Here is a 19,609-nt window from a genome sequence, read left to right on the forward strand (position 1 = left end):
TCGCGTTTTTTCCCGGAAACACCACGTAAATTCATGCCATCGTGCGGCCCCGCACATCCCGCTCTGCCTTTGGCAGGGAAAACCCTGCTTCAGCGCAGGCCCGGCATCATGCCCTTCATGGCGCGCATCATCTTCATCATGCCGCCGCCGGACAGCTTCTTCATCATGGTCTGCATCTGCTCGAACTGGTTCAGCATGCGGTTCACTTCCTGCACCTGGACCCCGGCGCCGGCCGCGATGCGGCGCTTGCGGGTGGCCTTGATCAGCTCCGGCTTGGCCCGTTCCTGCGGCGTCATGGAATCGATGATGCCGACCATGCGCCGCACCTGCTTGTCGGCCTGGTCCATGTTGGCGTTGCCGGCCGCCTGCTGGAACTGGGCCGGCAGCTTGTCGACCAGGCTGGCCATGCCGCCCATGTTCTTCATCTGGCCCAGCTGGGCCTTGAAGTCGTTCAGGTCGAACTTGCCGCCGGTCTTCATCTTGCTGGCCAGCTCGGCCGCTGCCTTGGCGTCCACGCCCTTGCGCGCTTCCTCCACCAGGGCCAGGATGTCGCCCATGCCCAGCACCCGGTTGGCCATGCGGGCCGGATCGAAGGCTTCCAGGCCGTCCAGCTTCTCGGATACGCCGGCGAACTTGATCGGCTTGCCGGTCACATGGCGCACCGACAGCGCGGCGCCGCCGCGCGAATCGCCGTCCAGCTTGGTCAGCACGATGCCGGTCAGCGGCAGCGCATCGTTGAAGGCCTTGGCCGTGTTGATGGCGTCCTGGCCCAGCATGGCGTCCACCACGAACAGGGTCTCGATGGGCTTGACGGCGCCGTGCACGGCGGCGATCTCGCGCATCATGTCCTCGTCGATGCCGAGGCGGCCGGCGGTGTCGATGATCAGCACGTCGTGGTAATGCTTCTTGGCCCAGTCCAGCGCGGCCAGCGCGATATCGACCGGCTTGTCCTGCGCGGTGGACGGGAAGAAGTCGGCCCCGACCTGCTTGGTGACCGATTGCAGCTGGGCGATCGCAGCCGGACGGTAGACGTCGGCCGACACCGTCAGCACCTTCTTCTTCTTTTCTTCCTTCAGGTATTTGGCCAGTTTGCCGACCGTGGTGGTTTTACCCACACCCTGCAAGCCGGCCATCAGGATGATGGCGGGCGGCTGCTGTGCAAAGCTGAGCTGGGTGGCTTCGGGGCCGAGGTCGGCGCCCATCAGGGCGGCCAGCTCGCGCTGCACCACGCCCACCAGGGCCTGGCCCGGCGACAGCGAGGAAATCACTTCCTCGCCCAGGGCCTTTTCCTTGACCTTGGCAATGAATTCGCGCACCGCCGGCAGGGCCACGTCGGCCTCCAGCAGCGCCATGCGCACTTCGCGCAGCATCTCGGCGGTGTTGGCTTCGGTCAAGCGCGCCTCGCCGCGCATGGTTTTGACGACCTTGGCAAGCCGTTGGGTAAGATTGTCTAGCATGATGGATTCTGTAGGAGTGATGCCGGCCCGGCCGGACTATGGCCGCCATTCTACCGCATCGCGCGCGGCAGGCGGACGGGCCACCGCCACAGGCAATGGCAGCCTGCGCGGCGCGTCCCGCAGGCCATGGAGTTGTTGTACAACAATATCAGGCCGCACGCACGGCACTAAAATTCTGTTTTCCCGCGTCAAGGTCTTGGTACTATCTGCACATAAAATCGGTACAACTATTCCATCAGTAGCACAACCGGGAGAATGTGGATGACAAAGAATCGCAATGGCAAGCTGGCCGCCCTGGCCGCCGCCGTGATGGTGCTGGCCACCGGCGCGGCCCAGGCCCAGGACGTGGTCCGGCTGGGCAACCTCAAATTCGCCCACTACGGCGCCGTCTCTTATATAAAAGAGATCGCCCCCAAGTGCGGTATCAAGGTCGAGGAGCATGTGTTTGCCAAGGGGCTGGACGTGATGCAGGCCATCATCGCCGGCGAGCTCGATGTCGGCGCCACCGCTTCCGAGGCCGCCATTTCCGGCCGCGCCGGCGGCGCGCCCATCTACGTGGTGGCCGGCTTCGCCAAGGGCGGCGCCCGCCTGGTGGGCCGCAGCGACCTCAAACTGAAATCGGTCAAGGACCTCAAGGGCAAGAAGGTGGGCGTCACGCGCGGCGGCATCCAGGAAGTGCTGCTGCTGGCCGAACTGCAGCGCAACGGCATGACCGGCTCCGACCAGCCGGGCAAGGATGTGCAGCTGGTGTTCCTGCCCTACGCCGACCTCAACCAGGCCCTGCTCGGCAAGAACATCGACGCCATGATGCAGTCCGAGCCGCAATCCTCGCAAGCCATCAACAAGGGCTTTGGCGAGGAAATCATCAAGCCCTACGACACCCCCATCGGCGAACCCATACGCACCATGGTCATGACCGAGAAGTTCTACAAGGAGCGCCGCCCGGTGGCCGAGAAATTCATGCGCTGCTTCGTCGAATCCACCAGGACCTTCATCGACAACAAGGCCGTGGCCGAGAAATACGTGCGCGAGGTGGTGTTCAAGGGCCAGATCAGCAAGGACGATTTCGATGACGCCATCGGCAATTCGCCATATTCCTACGACATCACGCCCGAGCACATCCAGACCACCACCGACGTCATGTTCAAGACCGGCGTGGGCCGCATGAGCAAGCCGCCGGCGGCCAGGGAGTGGGTCAAGACCGACCTGCTGGAGGCAGCCAAGAAAAGCCTGAACGTCAAATAGGGGAGGAGGGCGCATGGCGGCATGGAAATGGCGGGAAGCGGGCGTGGGATTGATCGTGCCCGTGATCGTGGTGGCGGCCTGGCAGGCGGTGGCCGCCCTGGGCTGGGTCAATCCGCAGGTGCTGCCCTCGCCACTGGCGGTGGTGGAAAAGTGGATCGCCTACCTGCTGCCGCTGCAGCCCTATGATCCCGCCGCCGGCAGCTGGCTGCGCTGGGCCGTCTCTGGCGAGTTGATCACGGACGCCATCGGCAGCTTGTACCGGGTGCTGGTGGGCTTTGTCATCGGCGCCGGCCTGGCCCTGCCCATCGGCTTGGCCATGGGCGCCTCGGCCCGCGTGTACGCCTGGCTCAATCCGCTGATGCAGTTGCTGCGGCCGATACCGCCAATTGCCTACATCCCCTTGTCCATCCTGTGGTTCGGCCTGGGCAATCCGCCCGCCATCTTCCTGATCGCCCTGGGCGCCTTCTTCCCGGTGCTGATGAACACCATAGCCGGGGTGCGCCAGGTGGACGGCATCTACCTGCGCGCGGCCCGCAACCTGGGCGCCTCCGGGACCACCTTGTTCCTGCGCGTGATACTGCCGGCCGCCGTGCCTTATATATTGTCGGGGGTGCGCATCGGCATAGGCACGGCCTTCATTGTCGTCATCGTGTCCGAGATGATTGCCGTGAACAACGGCCTGGGCTTCCGCATCCTGGAGGCGCGCGAATACTTCTGGTCCGACAAGATTATTGCCGGCATGATCAGCATCGGCCTGATCGGCCTGGCCATCGACGTCGGCATGAATAAATTGAACAACCACCTGCTGCGCTGGCACCGCGGCCTGGAGAATTGAGATGGCCGAACCGCATATCGCCGTCGCCGGCGTCAGCAAGGTGTTCCAGGGCGCCGGGCGCGAAGTGGTGGCGCTCAAGGACATCGACCTGGAGATCCCGCGCGGCCAGTTCACTTGTTTGCTGGGCCCCTCGGGCTGCGGCAAGTCCACCCTGCTCAACGCCGTGGCCGGCTTCGCCCCGCCGTCGTCCGGCCTCATCACGGCCGACGGCCGGCCCGTCACCGGCCCCGGTCCCGAGCGCGGCATGGTGTTCCAGGAATACGCACTGTTCCCCTGGATGACGGTGGCCGAAAACATCGCTTTCGGCCTGCAGATCAAGGGCCAGCCCAAGGCGCAAATCAGCGCCACGGTGGACCGGCTGCTGGCCATGCTGTCGCTGGGCGACTTCCGCAAGCGCTATCCCAAGGACTTGTCGGGCGGCATGCGCCAGCGCGTCGCCATCGCCCGCGTGCTGGCCCTCGATTCGCCCATCATGCTGATGGATGAACCATTTGGCGCCCTGGACGCGCTGACCCGCCGCAACCTGCAGGACGAGCTGCTGCGCATCTGGTCCGAGCTGAAAAAGACCATTTTGTTCGTCACCCACAGCATAGAGGAAGCCATTTACCTGGCCGACCGCATCATCGTCATGACCTACCGCCCCGGCACCATCAAGCGCGACCTGCTGGTGGATCTGCCGCGCCTGCGCGATCCGGCCGCGCCCGAGTTCAACGCCCTCAAGCGCGAACTGGGCCAGCTGGTGATGGAGGAGCAGCAGCGCCATCACAGCGACGAGCTGCGCATGGCGGCCGTGGATTGAGAAGCATTCGCGGCGGCTTGCGCGGATGGTGTAAACTGCCTGTCTTATGCAGACTTCCCTCTTATTCCTGGCCGTCGGACTGTACCTGGTGTGCGCCGTGCTGCCATCGCGCCGCGGCACCCTGATTTCGCTCACCACCGGCGCGGCCTGGCTGCTGCACGGCGTGGCCCTGTGGTCCGAGGTGTTGCACCCGGACGCCCTGCGTCTCGGCTTTGCCGCCATGCTGTCCTCGGCCCTGTGGGTCTCGGTCGGCGCCTACTGGGTCGAGAACCGCAACTTCGGCCTGGACGGCCTGCGCCGCATGGTCATGCCCAGCGCCGCCGTGGCGGCCGCCCTGCAGGCCAGCTTCCCCGGCAACATCATCGCCCTGAACGGCAAGTCGCCCCTGTTCGGCTGGCACATCGCCATCGCCACCCTGGCCTATAGCACCCTCACCATTGCCGCCTTCCACGCCGTGCTGATGGCGCTGCAGGAATCGCGCTTGCACACGCGCGGCGAGCGGCGCAGCTTCCTGTCCGGCGCCCTGGACCAGCTGCCGGCCCTGCTGACCATGGAGAAGCTGCTGTTCCGCATGATAGGCTTCGGCTTCGCACTGCTGACCCTGACCGTATTGTCAGGCATCGTGTTTTCGGAACAGCTGTTCGGCATCGCCCTGCGCTGGGATCACAAGTCCGTGTTCACCCTGCTGTCCTGGGTGTTGTTCGCGGCCTTGCTGGCCGGCCGGCGCTTTCGTGGCTGGCGCGGCAAGACCGCGCTCAGCTTCACGCTGGCCGGCTTTGCGACCTTGCTGCTGGCCTATGTCGGCAGCCGTTTTGTGTTTGAAGTGGTGTTACATCGGGGAGTGGCATGAGCCGTATCTTGGTCTGGCTGGCGCTGGTGGCGCTGGTGGTTTTCGCAATCCGCAGCAAGCTGCGCGGCCTGCAGCAGCGCGGCGAGCAAATGCGCCGCGAGCAGCAGGGCGGCGCCGGCGGCGCTGCCGCCGCCGAGCCGCTGCGGCAGGCGCGCCAGCGCGACCTGGCCAACACCGAGACCATGCTGTGCTGCGCCCATTGCGGCGTGTATTACCCGGCTTCGGAAAACGTACCGGCTGCCGGGCGCGATTACTGCAGCCCGGCCCACGCCCAGCTGGCCGGATAGATGTACCCGCGCCTGCCTGCGCTGTCGGCCCAGGCGCGCGCAACCCTCTGGCGCTCGCTGCACACCCTGAACGCCACCCGGGTGGTGATCGCCCTGGTATTGCTGGGCTACCTGAGCGCCGGCAGCCACGGCCCGCGCGCCGCCGGCGACCCGCTCTACCTGCAGGTGTGCGCCCTGTACCTGGCGCTGGCCATCGTCTTCGTGCTGATGGCCGTGTACCGGCGGCGCCATTTCCTGGCCCAGCTGATGGCGCAGATCGGCTGCGACCTGGCCATCATCTCGCTGCTCTACCTGGCTGGCGGCGGCATGCGCAGCGGCCTGGCCATCCTCTACCTGTTCCCGCTGGCCGGCATGGCCATCCTGGCGCCGCTGCTGCTGGCGCTGTTCTGCGCCGCCCTGGTCGCCCTGTTCATCCTGGCCGAGGGCACCTACCAATTCTTCATGCTGGACAGCCAGCCGGCCATGCTGCAGTCCGGCCTGTTCGGCGCCGCTTTCTTTGCCGCCGTGCTGGTGGTCAACCGCATGGCGGCCCGCCTGCTGCGCCAGGAAGAACTGGCCCACCGGCGCGACCTGGAAATCCATGTGCAGCAGGCCGTCAACCGGCTGGTGATGGCCAACGTCGGCGATGGCGTGCTGGTGCTGGACGAGGACGGCCGGGTCCGCGACGGCAATCCGGCCGCCCGCCAGATGCTGGGCCTGAGCGGTCCCGAGCTGCGCTTCCTCCTGTCGGCGCACGCGGCCCTGGCGCCGCTGGCCCAGGCCTATGCGGACTGGCGCGCCGACCCGGCCCGCGCCACCGCCTTCGTCACCATCAAGCCACCGGCCGGTGGGGCGCCGCGCCAGGCGGCCCATCTCACGCTCAGTTTCGCGGCGGTCGACACCGGCGGCGAGGCCGGTCGCAACGTGATCTTCCTGCGCGACGTGACCGCCATCGAACTCCAGGCGCAGCAGCTCAAGCTGGCCTCCATGGGACGGCTCACGGCCAGCATTGCCCACGAAGTGCGCAATCCGCTGTCGGCCATCGCCCACGCCACCGCGCTGTTGGAGGAAGACCTGGACAGTCCGGTGCAGCGCCGCCTGCTGAACATCGTGGGCGACAATGTCAGCCGCGTGGACCGCATGGTGGAGGACATCCTGCGCCTGTCGCGCAAGGCCCGCACCGAGCACCAGCCGCTCGCGCCGCACGCCTTCCTGGCCGAGCTGAAGGCCGAATTCGACGGCGCCCACAAGCTCGATCCCGCCATCGTCCACATCACGGCGCCGCCCGGGGCCACGGTGCGCTTCGATCCGCTGCACCTGCGCGAGGTGGTGCTCAACCTGCTCAACAACGCGCTGCGCTACGCCAGCGGCCAGCCGGCCTCGATCCGCCTGCACCTGCTGGACGGTCATGGCGGCCGCATGGAGCTGCACGTGCAGGACGACGGCCCCGGCATCCCGCCCGAGGTGCGCGCCCATTTGTTCGAACCCTTCCACACCACCTCCAGCAAGGGCACCGGCCTGGGGCTGTATCTGGCGCGCGAACTGTGTTTGAATAACGATGCCACGCTGGACTATGAATACCGCTACGGCGCCGTCGGCCCCCTACCGGGACAGGCCGCGCCCGCGCCCGCATCCAGTGGCCGCTTCGTGATCACTTTCGCCCATCCGCTGGCCTGGCCGCCGGAACGCTGACAGAAAGGGCCGCCACATGACCGCTCGCAGCATTCCCCGCATCCTCGTGGTCGATGACGAAGCCGACCTGCGCGAACTGCTGGAAATCACCCTGCTGAAAATGGGCCTGGAGGTGGACAGCGCGGCCACCCTGGCCGAGGCGCGCGTCTGGCTGGGGCGCACGGCCGCCGCCCGCAGCGAGTACGCCCTGGTGCTGACCGACATGCGCCTGCCCGACGGCCTGGGACTGGAACTGGTGCGCGAGGTGGCGGCGGCCCACAGTAACACGCCGGTGGCGGTGGTCACCGCCTTTGGCAGCACTGACAACGCCGTGGTGGCGCTCAAGGCCGGCGCCTTCGACTATCTTACCAAGCCGGTGGCGCTGGACCAGCTGCGCATCATGGTGCAGTCGGCGCTGCGGCTGAACGGCCGGGCCGCCGCGCCCGACGAGGCCGCCGCACCGCAGTCCAGCCGCCTCAAGGGCGGGTCGGCCGTGATCCAGGCGCTGCGCGCCCAGATCGCGCGGCTGGCGCGCTCCATGGCGCCCATCGCCATCCATGGCGAATCGGGCAGCGGCAAGGAACTGGCGGCGCGCGAGATCCACGCCCAGAGCGCGCGCGCCGGCAAGCCCTTCATCGCCGTCAACTGCGGCGCCATCCCGGAAGCACTGATGGAGGCCGAATTCTTCGGCTACCGCAAGGGCGCGTTTACCGGCGCGGCCGAGGAGCGCGACGGCTTTTTCCAGGCCGCCAACGGCGGCACCCTGTTGCTGGACGAGGTGGCCGACCTGCCGCTGGCCATGCAGGTCAAGCTGCTGCGCGCCATCCAGGAGCGGCGCGTGCGCAAGCTGGGCGCCACCGCCGAGGAAGCGGTCGACGTGCGCCTCATCAGCGCCACCCACAAGGACCTGGCGCGCTGCGTGGAGCAGGGCAGCTTCCGCCAGGACCTGTACTACCGCCTGAACGTGATCGAGTTGCGGCTGCCGCCGCTGCGCGAGCGGCTGGACGACCTGGAAGCGCTGACCGATGCCATCCTGGCGCGCCTGGGTACCGTCGGACAGCGGGTGGTGCTGGGACCGGGCGTGCTGGAGGCGCTGCGCGGCCATACCTTCCCCGGCAATGTGCGCGAGCTGGAAAACATCCTCGAGCGCGCCCTGGCCTTCGCCGACGATGGCGTGATCGAGGTCGGCGGCCTGGCGCTCAAGGGCGCGCGCCTGGTGCAGGCGGCGCCCGCGTTGCCGCCGCCGCAGCCAGCCGCCCATGGCGCCGTAGGCGCCGCAGGCGACGGTTCGGCGGCCGCCGGAGCGCCGGCCGCCGGACCGCCGGCCGGCGGTCCCGCTCCGGCGCTGCTCGAAGGCCTGCCCTGCAGCCTGCCCGAGTACCTGGTCCGGATCGAGCGCGACCTGATCCTGCGCGCCCTGGCCCGGACCCGGTACAACCGCACCCAGGCCGCCCAGCTGCTGGGCATCAGTTTCCGCCAGCTGCGCTACCAGATGCACAAGCTCAACATCCAGGAGCCGGACGCATGAACCATTACGAGATCGGCGCCGACGGCTGGTGCCTCCAGGCGCGCCGCTACGACAGCCCTTATTTCGATGCCCGCCCTGACCCGGCCGACATCAGCCTGCTGGTGGTGCATAACATCAGCCTGCCGGGAGGGCAGTGGGGCGGTCCGCATGTGTCTGACTTGTTCACCGGCCGCATCGACTATAATGCTCACCCCTCGTTTGCCGACCTGCGCGGGCTGAAGGTGAGCAGCCACTTCTTCATCCGCCGCGACGGCCGCGTGATCCAGTATGTTTCTGCTAACGACAGGGCCTGGCACGCGGGTCGCTCGGTATTCAGGGGACGGGAGAAATGTAATGATTTTTCCGTTGGAATCGAGCTGGAAGGCAGCGACGATACGCCGTTCGAGCCGGCTCAGTACCACGCCCTGGCCGGGCTGACGCTGGCCCTGCAGCGGCGCTATCCCTTGACGGATGTGCAAGGACACGAGCACATCGCGCCGGGCCGCAAGACCGATCCGGGGCCGTGTTTCGACTGGGTATGGTATCAACGACAATGGAGGGAAAGCGCCCGGTTAGTGGGCGCTACGGCTGAACTTGGCTTCCCTACAGGCATCCTGGAAAGTCAATAGAAAAAATTGCCGAAAACGTCAAAATTACCCTTGCACGGCCAAATCGTGCCTACTACAATCAGTGCATCAAATATGTTCTCGTACTAGATATAGTGGTTCTCATGACACCGGATCCTCAACTTCCAGCACCAGCCGGATAGCCCCGCAGGGTCCGGAAATCCCAGTTTTGCTGTGTTTTTGACCAGCCAGGTAGGCAGTGGCTGACGCTATATTTTTGTCTTTTTTTGTATCAACACACGCCGCGCAGCCATGACTGCACGCTGTTATCGGGGAGCTTAAATGCAATCTACTCAAGACATGACCATCAATCCAGCGCTGGTACCAGCAGCGACTGCGAGCACCGCCAGCAGCCCCGCCGTGGCCGCCAGCGCGCTCGGTGACTACCGCATCATCCGCCGTAACGGCGCGGTCGTCGCGTTTGAGCCGTCGAAAATCGCGGTCGCCATGACCAAGGCCTTCCTGGCCGTGAACGGCGGCCAGGGCGCGGCCTCGGCCCGCGTGCGCGAACTGGTAGAGCAACTGACCAACAGCGTGGTGTCCGCGCTGGTGCGCCGCCAGCCGTCCGGCGGCACCTTCCATATCGAAGACGTGCAGGACCAGGTCGAACTGGCCCTGATGCGCTCGGGCGAACACGACGTCGCGCGCGCCTACGTGCTGTATCGCGCCAAGCACATGGAAGAGCGCCGCCTGAAGAAGGAAGCGGCCGGCGCCTCCGCCATCGCCGAACCCCAGCTGCATGTGACCGAGGGCGGCGTGCGCCGTCCGCTGGTGATGCAGGAAGTGCGCGACCTGATCGGCGCCGCCTGCTCCGGCCTGGAAAAACACGTGGACGCCGACGCCATCCTGGCCGAAACCGTCAAGAACCTGTACGACGGCGTGCCGGTCGAGGAGCTGCACAAGTCGGCCATCCTGGCCGCCCGCGCCCTGATGGAAAAAGACCCGGCCTACTCGCAAGTGACGGCCCGCATCCTGCTGCACACCATCCGCAAGGAAGTGTTCGGCAAGGAGACCCCGCAAGCCCAGGCCGCCGCCGAATACCTCACCTACTTCCCGGCCTACGTCGCCAAGGGCATAGAAGCCGAGCTGCTGGACCCGAAACTGGCCGAGTTCGACCTGGCCAAGCTGGCCAAGGCCCTGGTGGCCGACCGCGACCTGCAATTCGGCTACATCGGCCTGCAAACCCTGTACGACCGCTACTTCCTGCACGTGCGCGATGTGCGCATCGAGATGCCGCAGGCCTTCTACATGCGCGTCGCCATGGGCCTGGCCCTGAACGAGAGCAACCGCGAAGCGCGCGCCATCGAGTTCTACAACCTGCTGTCGACCTTCGACTTCATGTCGTCCACCCCGACCCTGTTCAACTCGGGCACCCTGCGTTCGCAGCTGTCGTCCTGCTACCTGACCACCGTCTCGGACGACCTGGAAGGCATTTACGACGCCATCAAGGAAAACGCCCTGCTGGCCAAATTCGCCGGCGGCCTGGGCAACGACTGGACCCCGGTGCGCGCCCTGGGCGCCCACATCAAGGGCACCAATGGCAAATCGCAGGGCGTGGTGCCGTTCCTGAAAGTGGTCAACGATACCGCCGTGGCGGTCAACCAGGGCGGCAAGCGCAAGGGCGCGGTGTGCGCCTACCTGGAAACCTGGCACATGGACATCGAGGAATTCCTCGACCTGCGCAAGAACACCGGCGACGACCGCCGCCGCACCCACGACATGAACACGGCCAACTGGATCCCCGACCTGTTCATGAAGCGCGTGATGGAAAAGGGCGAATGGACCCTGTTCTCGCCGTCCGACTGCCCGGACCTGCACGACAAGGTCGGCAAGGCCTTTGAACAAGCCTACCTGGGCTACGAAGCCAAGGCCGCCGCTGGCGAAATCCGCGTGTTCAAGAAGATCGCGGCCCTGGACCTGTGGCGCAAGATGCTGTCCATGCTGTTTGAAACCGGCCACCCCTGGATCACCTTCAAGGACCCGTGCAACATCCGTTCGCCGCAGTCGCACGTGGGCATGGTGCACTCGTCCAACCTGTGCACCGAGATCACCCTGAACACCGGTCCGGACGAAATCGCCGTCTGCAACCTGGGTTCGGTGAACCTGCCGGCCCACATGAAAGAGGGCAAGCTGGACCACGTCAAGCTGCAGAAGACCATCCGCACCGCCATGCGCATGCTGGACAACGTGATCGACATCAACTACTACGCGGTCGAGAAAGCCCGCAACGCCAACATGCGCCACCGTCCGGTCGGCCTGGGCGTGATGGGCTTCCAGGACTGCCTGCACATGATGCGCGTGCCGTTCGCCTCGAATGAATCGGTGAAATTCGCCGACACCTCGATGGAAGCGGTGTGCTACTACGCCTATCTGGCCTCGACCGAACTGGCCGAGGAACGCGGCCACTACGCTTCCTATAAAGGTTCGCTGTGGGACCGCGGCATCCTGCCGCAGGACTCGATCGCCCTGCTGGCGGCCGAGCGCGGCGGCTACCTGGAGCAGGACACCTCGTCCTCCATGGACTGGACCCCGGTGCGCGAGCGCATCGCCAAATTCGGCATGCGCAACTCGAACTGCGTGGCGATTGCTCCGACCGCCACCATTTCCAACATCATTGGCGTGTCGGCCTGCATCGAGCCGACCTTCCAGAACCTGTACGTGAAGTCCAACCTGTCGGGCGAGTTCACCGAGATCAACGCCTACCTGGTGCGCGACCTGAAGGCGCGCGACCTGTGGGACGAGGTCATGATCGCCGACCTGAAGTACTTCGACGGCTCGCTGGCCAAGATCGACCGCATCCCGCAAGACCTGCGCGACATCTACGCCACCGCCTTCGAAGTGCCGCCGAGCTGGCTGGTGGAAGCCGCCTCGCGCCGCCAGAAGTGGATAGACCAGGCCCAGTCGCTGAACATCTACATGGCTGGCGCCTCCGGCAAGAAGCTGGACGAAACCTACAAGCTGGCCTGGCTGCGCGGCCTGAAGACCACCTACTACCTGCGCACCATCGCCGCCACCCACATGGAGAAATCCACCACCAAGACTGGCGCCCTGAACGCCGTGGCGGTGGACGGCGGGCTCTCGGCCAGCGCCCAGGCCGCCGCCCCGGCCCCGGCGCCGGTTGCCGCCGCCCCGGCCCAGCCGGAAGCGGAAGGCGCCGCCTGCTACCTGCGTCCGGGCGACGACGGTTTCGAGGAATGCGAAGCCTGCCAATAAGCTGATGTAAGCGCCCCGGACCGCGGTCCGGGGCTATACTGTATAGATAGAAGAGGAAACCGATATGTCGCTGTCCTGGGACGAAGACACCCCCGCCACCCCCGCCGCCGTCAATCAGGCGGCCCTGGCCTCGGGCGAAGCCAACGCCGAGCAGATCGCTCAGCGCGTGAACGCCGACGACAAACGCATCATCAACGGTAAGACCGACGTCAACCAGCTGGTCCCGTTCAAGTACAAATGGGCCTGGGACAAATACCTGGCCGGCTGCGCCAACCACTGGATGCCGCAGGAAGTGAACATGCAGCGCGACATCGAGCTGTGGAAGAACCCCAACGGCCTGACCGAGGACGAGCGCCGCATCGTCAAGCGCAACCTGGGCTTTTTCGTGACGGCCGACTCGCTGGCCGCCAACAACATCGTGCTGGGCACCTACCGCCACATCACGGCGCCCGAGTGCCGCCAATACCTGCTGCGCCAGGCCTTCGAGGAAGCCATCCACACCCACGCCTACCAGTACATCGTCGAATCGCTGGGCCTGGATGAGCAGGAAATCTTCAACGCCTACAACGAGATCAAGTCCATCCGCGACAAGGACCAGTTCCTGATCCCCTTCATCGACACCCTGACCGACCCGTCCTTCACCACCGGCACGGTGGAGCAGGACCAGAAGCTGCTCAAGTCGCTGATCGTGTTTGCCTGTCTGATGGAAGGCCTGTTCTTCTACGTGGGCTTCACCCAGATCCTGGCGCTGGGCCGCCAGAACAAGATGATGGGCGCGGCCGAGCAATACCAGTACATCCTGCGCGACGAGTCCATGCATTGCAACTTCGGCATCGACCTGATCAACACCATCAAGATGGAAAACCCGCTGCTGTGGACTCCGGCCTTCAAGGAAGAGATCAAGCAGCTGTTCCTGAAAGCGGTGGACCTGGAATACGCCTACGCCGAGGACACCATGCCGCGCGGCGTGCTGGGCCTGAACGCCCCCATGTTCAAGGGCTATCTGCGCTTCATCGCCAACCGCCGCGCCACCCAGATCGGCCTGGAGCAGCTGTTCGACCAGGAAGAAAACCCGTTCCCGTGGATGAGCGAGATGATAGACCTCAAGAAAGAACGCAACTTCTTCGAGACCCGCGTGATCGAATACCAGACCGGCGGCGCGCTGAGCTGGGATTAAGCTGGACTAGACCCGAAGCCCACCGTCAAACGGTGGGCTTTTTTGTTTCTGGAGGCGGCGCCTGGCGCAGCTCCCAGGCCGCCAGCGCCACGCGGTAGCGGTCCAGTTCCTCCTGGTACAGATCCTCCACGCAATAAGTACAGCCGCTCTGGCAGCAATCGCCCGGCGCGGGCGGCGTGGGTGCTTCTGGTTTCGAATCATCCATCATCAGCATCATCAGTGTCAGGTCGGGCAATGTGACAGGATTTTACCTGTGCAACGATGTAAGGGTGAATTTCGATGGTTTGTTGGCGGTCAATACGGGCATACATAAAGTGCGCTAGACTGGCCGGTAGTTTGCTCAAGTTCTTATGCGGAGGTCGATATGCGCAAGCTCGTGTTGGAAATACCGCATGGCGAACCGGCCAATTCCGAATCCATCACTCCGGTCGAAGCCAAAGTCCCCTTCGTCGCGCAGCGTGAGCCGGACGAGGCGTCCGAATCAACCTTACCCAAGTTATCCAGGGAGCAGCGAAGAGCAGCCCTGATGAAAGCGTTCGGCATCTTGAAAGGTTTACCGGACGCCCCTCAGGACGGACTGGCCTTTCAACTGGAAATGCGAGCCGAATGACTGCGGCCTTGTTCGATACGAACATCATCATCGACTACCTTGATGGCCGTGATGAGGCTTTGAATGAGCTTGGTCACTATGAAGACCCAGCAATCAGCCTGGTGACCTAGATCGAGGTCATGGCGGGCATTCCTCCACGCTTGCGCCCGCAGATTGAAGCCGTGATACGCGATGCCGGTATCTTCGTTTTACCTGTCTCGGATGCCGTCGCTATTGAGACAGCCGCGATCCGCTTCGATGCGCTGCATGAGCATCCCAAGCGCAGGCTGAAGCTGCCTGACGCCATCATTCAGGCAACTGCCAACCTCAGCGGACGCCTTCTTATCACGCGTAACATCGGTGACTTTGTAGGTGCCGCTGTAAGAGTACCTTATGAGGTCGGCGCTGACGGCAGCGTGAGCAAGGTACGGCCTCTGCCGTAGCTCAGCCGCTGGTCGTCCACCAGCCATAAAAAACGCGACAAAAACCGCGCTCTGGCACAATAAACGCGACATTCCGCCACCGCCATCCGCGCCATCCATGAAAAAGACGACAAGCGACGATGACTTGATCGTGTACGCCGAGCTCAGCGATGCTGGCAAGCGCGCCGTCCAGTGCCGCTTGCAGGACGGTTCCCTGGCCCGCATCGTCACCGGCCTGGCCTCGGCCCTGCCGCCGTCCGAATGGCCGGCCCAGGTCGCCCGCCACCGCCTGCAGGTGTGCGCCGGACTGTTCCCCAACGCCGTGATCGGCTTCCGCTCCGCCTTCGACGGCGGCCAGCCGGCGCTCGGCACCTTCTTCCTTACCTATAGTTATGACCGCAAGGTGCAGCTGCCCGGCATGGAAGTGGTGCTGGTGAAGGGGCCGCCGCACGGCGAACTGGACCAGCCCATCGCCGGCCTGCCGCTGTATTTCCCGTCCCAGCCCCGGCTGCTGCTGGAAAACCTCACCATCAGCCGCGGCAGCGTGCCCAAGGCGGCCGGCCGCGCCGCCGTTGAACAGCGCCTGGCCGGCATCGCCGCCGCTCGTGGCGAGGATGAACTGAACCGCATCCGCGACCAGGCGCGCGGGCTCAGCTACGAGCTCGATTATCGCCGCGAATTCTTCATCCTGGACGCGATCATAAGCGGCCTGCTCACCAGTCACGCCGGCATGGCGACACCGCAGGACCAGGCGCGCGCCGCCTGCTGACATCGCTGCACCCGAACCCGGCGAAATGACTGCGCGGTAACGTTGCGCACCTGCAACGAGATGTAAGCGGCAGACTATGCGGACGCGGCTTGCGCGTAAGATGAAACTTTCTTGCCTTTCAATTCCCCTCGTCCATGAAATTCTGGTCCCGTCCCAAGAAGATCGGCTCCCTGTTCGCCTTCCTCTTGTCGGGCGCCTCGCTGCTGCTGACCTTCATGCTGGTGCTGCTGATCGGTGTGGTGGCCACGGACGAACTCAAGAAAAGCATAGGCGAGGGCTTGGCCGAGCGCGCCACCCACGCCACCTCGCTGCTGGACACCATGATGTACGAGCGCTACCGCGAAGTGCAGAACCTGGCCCAGCGCCCCGAACTCGGCTCACCCACGTTGCCGGCGGCCGGCAAGCGCGCGCTGCTGGAGCAGCTGCAGCGCAGCTACCCGCTGTACTCCTGGATGGGCATCACCGACACCGACGGCCTGGTGCTGGCCGCCACCGGCGGCATGCTGGAAGGCGTCAACGTCAAGCAGCGCAACTGGTTCGTGGACGCCACCAACAAGGTTTACGTGCACGACGTGCACGACGCCAAGCTGCTGGCCAGGCTGCTGCCGCTGGACGAGGGCAATCCGCAGCGCTTCGTCGACGTCGCCTTTCCCTATTTTCATCCGGACGGCAGCCTGGCCGGTGTGCTCGGCACCCACCTGAGCTGGCGCTGGTCGCGCCAGGTGCAGGACCTGTTCAACAGCCGCGCCGACCGCGGCGTGCAAACCTTCATCCTCAGCCGCGACGGTGTGGTGCTGTCCGGCCCCAGGGACTGGGTCGGCAAACCGCTGCGCTCGCAGGGCGTGGCGCCGGTCGGCAGCCGCCAGGCCGGCTACCTGGAGGAGAACTGGCCCGACGGCCGCCGCTACATCGTCGGCTACTCGCGCACGCGCGGCTATGCCGAATACCCGGGCCTGGACTGGACCATCCTGATACGCCAGGAAACCGCCATCGCCTATGAGTCGGTGAGCACCCTGCAGAGCCGGGTACTGGCGGTCGGCCTGCTGGTGGCGCTGGGCTTCTCGCTGCTGGGCATCTACCTGGCGCGGCGCCTGACCAATGCGCTGCAGCGCATCGTCGAACGCGCCAGCGCCGAGGACGAGCAGGGCGGCGCCCGCCGACCCGACCCCACCGGCTATGTCGAGCTGGACGGCGTCAGCGGCGCCCTGTACGCCTTGCTGGACCAGGCGCGCCAGAAGCGCGAGCTCTTGACCGGCACCAATGCCGAACTGGAACGCCGGGTCTCGCAGCGCACCGCCGAACTGGAGCAATCGCTGCAGACCGTGCGCGCCAGCGAGGAACGCATCCGCAACATCCTGGAGACGGCCCAGGACGCCTTCGTCGGCATGGACCACCACGGCAATGTGATCGACTGGAATCCGCAGGCCGAAGCCATGTTCGGCTGGTCGCGCGAGGAAGTGCTGGGCCGGCCGCTGCGCGACGTCATCATCCCGCCCGCCATGCGCCGTGCCCATGACGAGGGCATGCGCCGCTTTCAGCGCACCGGCGAAAACCATGTGCTGGGCCGCCGCCTGCAGCTGAGCGCCCTGCGCCGCAGCGGCGAGGAATTCCCCATCGAACTCACCATCGGCCTGGTGCGCACTGGCCAGCATCCCAGCTATGGCGCTTTTATCAACGATATCTCGCAGCGCGTGCGCATCGAGCAGGAGCTGGAGGCCGAGCGCGTGCTGCTGCGCGCCGTGCTGGAAAGCATAGACATCGGTGTGATCGCCTGCGACCAGGAAGGCGTGCTCAGCCTGTTCAACCGCGCCAGCCGCGAACTGCACGGCATCAGCCAGAGCGACCTGCCGCAGGAGCAATGGGCGCGCCACTACTCGCTGTACGAAGCCGATGAACGCACCCCGCTGCCGCGCAACCGTATCCCGCTGGTACGCGCCTTCCAGGGCGAGGAGGTGCGCGACGCCGAGATCGTGGTGGCGGCGGCCAACCGGCGGCCGCGCCACCTGCTGGTGTCCGGCCGCCGCCTGTGGCGCGACGATGGCAGCAGCCTGGGCGCCGTGGTCATGATGGCCGACGTCACCGAGCGCCAGGAAGCCCAGCGCAAGCTGGCCGACAGCGAGCGCTTCCTGCGCGCCATCACCGACAACAGCCCGGCCCTGATCGGCTACGTGGACAGCGCTGGCGTTTACCGCTTCGCCAACAAAGCCTATGAAACCATGCTGGGGCTATCGCCGCAAGCTATCATCGGCCGCCATATCAGCGCCGTGATGGGGGCGGACACCTATGCCGACATCGCGCCGCACGTGGACGCCGCCCTGGCCGGCGAGCGCCAGCACTTCGAGCTCACGCTGCGCCATCCGGGCTGGCCGCGCTATGTGATGGTGTCCTACATCCCGGAACTGGACGGCGCAGGCGCGGTCACCGGTTTCCACCTCCTGATCACCGACATCAGCTCGCGCAAGGAAGCCGAGCTGGCCCAGGCCAGCAGCGAGCGCGCCGCCTCGGCCGCCAACCGCGCCAAGAGCGCCTTCCTGGCCAACATGAGCCACGAGATCCGCACTCCCATGAACGCCGTGCTTGGCCTGACCCACCTGCTGGCGCGCACCGGGCTGTCGCGCGAGCAGGCCGACTTCGTGGAGAAGATACGCGCCTGCGGCCAGTCGCTGCTGCACATCATCAACGATATCCTCGATTCCTCCAAGATCGAAGCGGGCAAGATAGCCATGGCCCAGCTGCCCTTTACCGTGGCCGAGGTGGCGGGCGTGGTCGCCACCGCCATGCAGGCCTATCCCGAACAGCGCGACGTTGACTACATCCTGGACGTGGCGCCGGACATTCCGCCCCTCTGCGGCGATCCGATGCGCCTGCAGCAGGTGCTGCTCAACCTGGTCAGCAACGCCATCAAGTTCACCGAGCATGGCGAGATCGTGGTGGCGGCGCGCGCCACTCCCCTCGACGATGCGCGCGTGCTGCTGGAGATCAGCGTCAGCGACACCGGCATCGGCATGAGCGCCGAGCAGCTGGAACGCATCTTCGCGCCTTTCGAACAGGCCGACGGGTCGACCTCGCGCCGCTTCGGCGGCACCGGCCTGGGGCTGTCCATCGTGCGCCAGCTGGTCGAACTGATGCAGGGCTGCGTGACGGTGGACAGCGTGCAGGGGCGGGGCAGCTGTTTCCATCTGGCGATTCCATTTCCGCTGGACGGCGCCGCCCAGCCGGCCGCTCTGCCCGAACCGCTGTCCATCCTGCTGGTCGATGCGGGCGCCGCCAGCGCGCAGGCGGTGCGCCAAGCCGCCGCCGCGCTGGGCTGGCAGTGCGCCAGCGCCGCCAGTGCGCAGCAGGCGCTGGCGCTGGACGGCGAGTGGCAGGCGGTGGTGGTCGATGGCGCCACCTGGCTGGCGGCCGGCGAGGACACCCTGCGCGAGCTGGGGCGTGGTGGCGCCTTGCCGCTAATCCCCATGCTGAACGCGGCCCAGCATGCGCTGTCTTCGTCCACCCGCCATGCAGCCGCCGTGCTGGCGCGTCCAGTGCTGGCTTCGGTCCTGGCCGAGACGGTGCGCGGCACCCTGGCCGAGCTGCGCGGAACAGGCGCCGAGGCGCCAGCCGCGCCGCCGGCGGTACGCCTGCGCGGCGTGCGCATCCTGCTGGCCGAGGACAACGCGCTGAACCAGCTGATCGCGCGCGGCATGCTGGAGCCGCTGGGGGCGGAACTGACCGTCGCCAATAATGGCCAGGAGGCGGTCGACCTGCTGCACGCCGATCCAAAGCGCGCCGACGTGGTGCTGATGGATGTGCAAATGCCGGTCATGGATGGCTACGAGGCGACACGCCGCATCCGCGCCATGGGACTGCCGCTGCCGGTGCTGGCCATGAGCGCCGGCGTGATGGAAAGCGAGCGCGCCGAGTGCGAAGCGGCCGGCATGAATGGCTTCATCGCCAAGCCGGTCGAGTATGAGCAGATGCTCGAAGCCATCATCCGCAGCATCGATCCGGCGCGCCGTCCGTCCTGACCGATTCCCGTTTCCTCCTTTAGCTACAGGCGTTATGCGTTGCGGCGCGGTGCGCATGGCGCGCTCGCGTGCGCCGTACAGGCGCGCGCTGCAGTAATCTCCTTGCCATTCGCTGCACTGTGTCTCATAATCGCGACGAATTTGGAATCAGTGAGCAGCAGCGATGCGCACCA

16 protein-coding genes are annotated in these 19,609 nt (G+C 65.8%); 14 read left to right on the forward strand and 2 right to left on the reverse strand.

The window, feature by feature from the left end; genetic code table 11:
• Window positions 1-89: 89 nt before the first annotated feature.
• Window positions 90-1,457 carry a signal recognition particle protein gene (gene ffh, locus ACLB1G_RS16590; protein WP_491628338.1) on the reverse strand — a complete coding sequence of 456 codons (1,368 nt, stop codon included), beginning with the start codon at window positions 1,455-1,457 and terminating at the stop codon, window positions 90-92.
• A 261-nt stretch (window positions 1,458-1,718) separates the two neighbouring features.
• On the opposite strand from ffh, the gene ACLB1G_RS16595 reads away from it, so the two are divergent.
• From ACLB1G_RS16595 to ACLB1G_RS16640, 10 genes are all read left to right on the forward strand, one after another.
• Window positions 1,719-2,702, forward strand: coding sequence for an ABC transporter substrate-binding protein (locus ACLB1G_RS16595; protein WP_491628339.1), 984 nt, complete (start codon window positions 1,719-1,721; stop codon window positions 2,700-2,702).
• A gap of 13 nt (window positions 2,703-2,715) precedes the next feature.
• Entirely contained in the window at window positions 2,716-3,537 is an 822-nt protein-coding gene (locus tag ACLB1G_RS16600) for an ABC transporter permease (protein WP_491628340.1), read from the forward strand.
• Window position 3,538: 1 nt separating this feature from the next.
• The gene (locus tag ACLB1G_RS16605; protein ID WP_491628341.1) at window positions 3,539-4,336 is read left to right on the forward strand and encodes an ABC transporter ATP-binding protein; all 798 of its coding nucleotides are present in this window, start codon (window positions 3,539-3,541) and stop codon (window positions 4,334-4,336) included.
• 46 nt (window positions 4,337-4,382) lie between these two features.
• Window positions 4,383-5,186: a cytochrome C assembly family protein gene (locus ACLB1G_RS16610; RefSeq protein WP_491628342.1), complete on the forward strand. Its 804-nt coding sequence runs from the start codon at window positions 4,383-4,385 to the stop codon at window positions 5,184-5,186.
• Window positions 5,183-5,473 carry a PP0621 family protein gene (locus ACLB1G_RS16615; RefSeq protein WP_491628343.1) on the forward strand — a complete coding sequence of 97 codons (291 nt, stop codon included), beginning with the start codon at window positions 5,183-5,185 and terminating at the stop codon, window positions 5,471-5,473. Before ACLB1G_RS16610 ends, ACLB1G_RS16615 begins: the two co-directional genes overlap by 4 nt.
• Entirely contained in the window at window positions 5,474-7,144 is a 1,671-nt protein-coding gene (locus ACLB1G_RS16620) for a two-component system sensor histidine kinase NtrB (protein ID WP_491628344.1), read from the forward strand.
• Between the two features lie 16 nt (window positions 7,145-7,160).
• Window positions 7,161-8,651, forward strand: a complete 1,491-nt coding sequence (locus tag ACLB1G_RS16625; RefSeq protein WP_491628345.1) for a sigma-54-dependent transcriptional regulator — start codon at window positions 7,161-7,163, stop codon at window positions 8,649-8,651.
• Window positions 8,648-9,259, forward strand: coding sequence for a 1,6-anhydro-N-acetylmuramyl-L-alanine amidase AmpD (gene ampD / locus ACLB1G_RS16630; protein ID WP_491628346.1), 612 nt, complete (start codon window positions 8,648-8,650; stop codon window positions 9,257-9,259). Before ACLB1G_RS16625 ends, ampD begins: the two co-directional genes overlap by 4 nt.
• 279 nt (window positions 9,260-9,538) lie before the next feature.
• Entirely contained in the window at window positions 9,539-12,469 is a 2,931-nt protein-coding gene (locus ACLB1G_RS16635; RefSeq protein WP_491628347.1) for a ribonucleoside-diphosphate reductase subunit alpha, read from the forward strand.
• Window positions 12,470-12,533: 64 nt separating this feature from the next.
• Complete coding sequence (locus tag ACLB1G_RS16640; RefSeq protein ID WP_491628348.1) at window positions 12,534-13,646, forward strand: ribonucleotide-diphosphate reductase subunit beta; 1,113 nt, start codon at window positions 12,534-12,536, stop codon at window positions 13,644-13,646.
• Window positions 13,647-13,671: 25 nt separating this feature from the next.
• Here the strand turns inward: ACLB1G_RS16640 and ACLB1G_RS16645 are convergent, their stop codons facing one another.
• Window positions 13,672-13,863 carry an oxidoreductase-like domain-containing protein gene (locus tag ACLB1G_RS16645; RefSeq protein WP_491628349.1) on the reverse strand — a complete coding sequence of 64 codons (192 nt, stop codon included), beginning with the start codon at window positions 13,861-13,863 and terminating at the stop codon, window positions 13,672-13,674.
• Window positions 13,864-14,010: 147 nt separating this feature from the next.
• Here ACLB1G_RS16645 and ACLB1G_RS16650 point away from each other — a divergent pair, with 147 nt between their 5' ends.
• The 4 genes from ACLB1G_RS16650 to ACLB1G_RS16665 all read left to right on the forward strand — a co-directional run bounded on the left by ACLB1G_RS16650 (window position 14,011) and on the right by ACLB1G_RS16665 (window position 19,436).
• Window positions 14,011-14,256, forward strand: a complete 246-nt coding sequence (locus tag ACLB1G_RS16650) for a hypothetical protein (protein ID WP_491628350.1) — start codon at window positions 14,011-14,013, stop codon at window positions 14,254-14,256.
• Between the two features lie 119 nt (window positions 14,257-14,375).
• Window positions 14,376-14,678: a PIN domain-containing protein gene (locus tag ACLB1G_RS16655; RefSeq protein ID WP_491628351.1), complete on the forward strand. Its 303-nt coding sequence runs from the start codon at window positions 14,376-14,378 to the stop codon at window positions 14,676-14,678.
• Between the two features lie 97 nt (window positions 14,679-14,775).
• Window positions 14,776-15,426: a hypothetical protein gene (locus tag ACLB1G_RS16660; RefSeq protein ID WP_491628352.1), complete on the forward strand. Its 651-nt coding sequence runs from the start codon at window positions 14,776-14,778 to the stop codon at window positions 15,424-15,426.
• Window positions 15,427-15,560: 134 nt separating this feature from the next.
• Window positions 15,561-19,436 (forward strand): PAS domain S-box protein, encoded by a 3,876-nt coding sequence (locus tag ACLB1G_RS16665; RefSeq protein WP_491628353.1) that lies wholly within the window; start codon window positions 15,561-15,563, stop codon window positions 19,434-19,436.
• The last annotated feature ends 173 nt before the right edge of the window (window positions 19,437-19,609 follow it).

The organism is Duganella kummerowiae, from assembly GCF_053572355.1.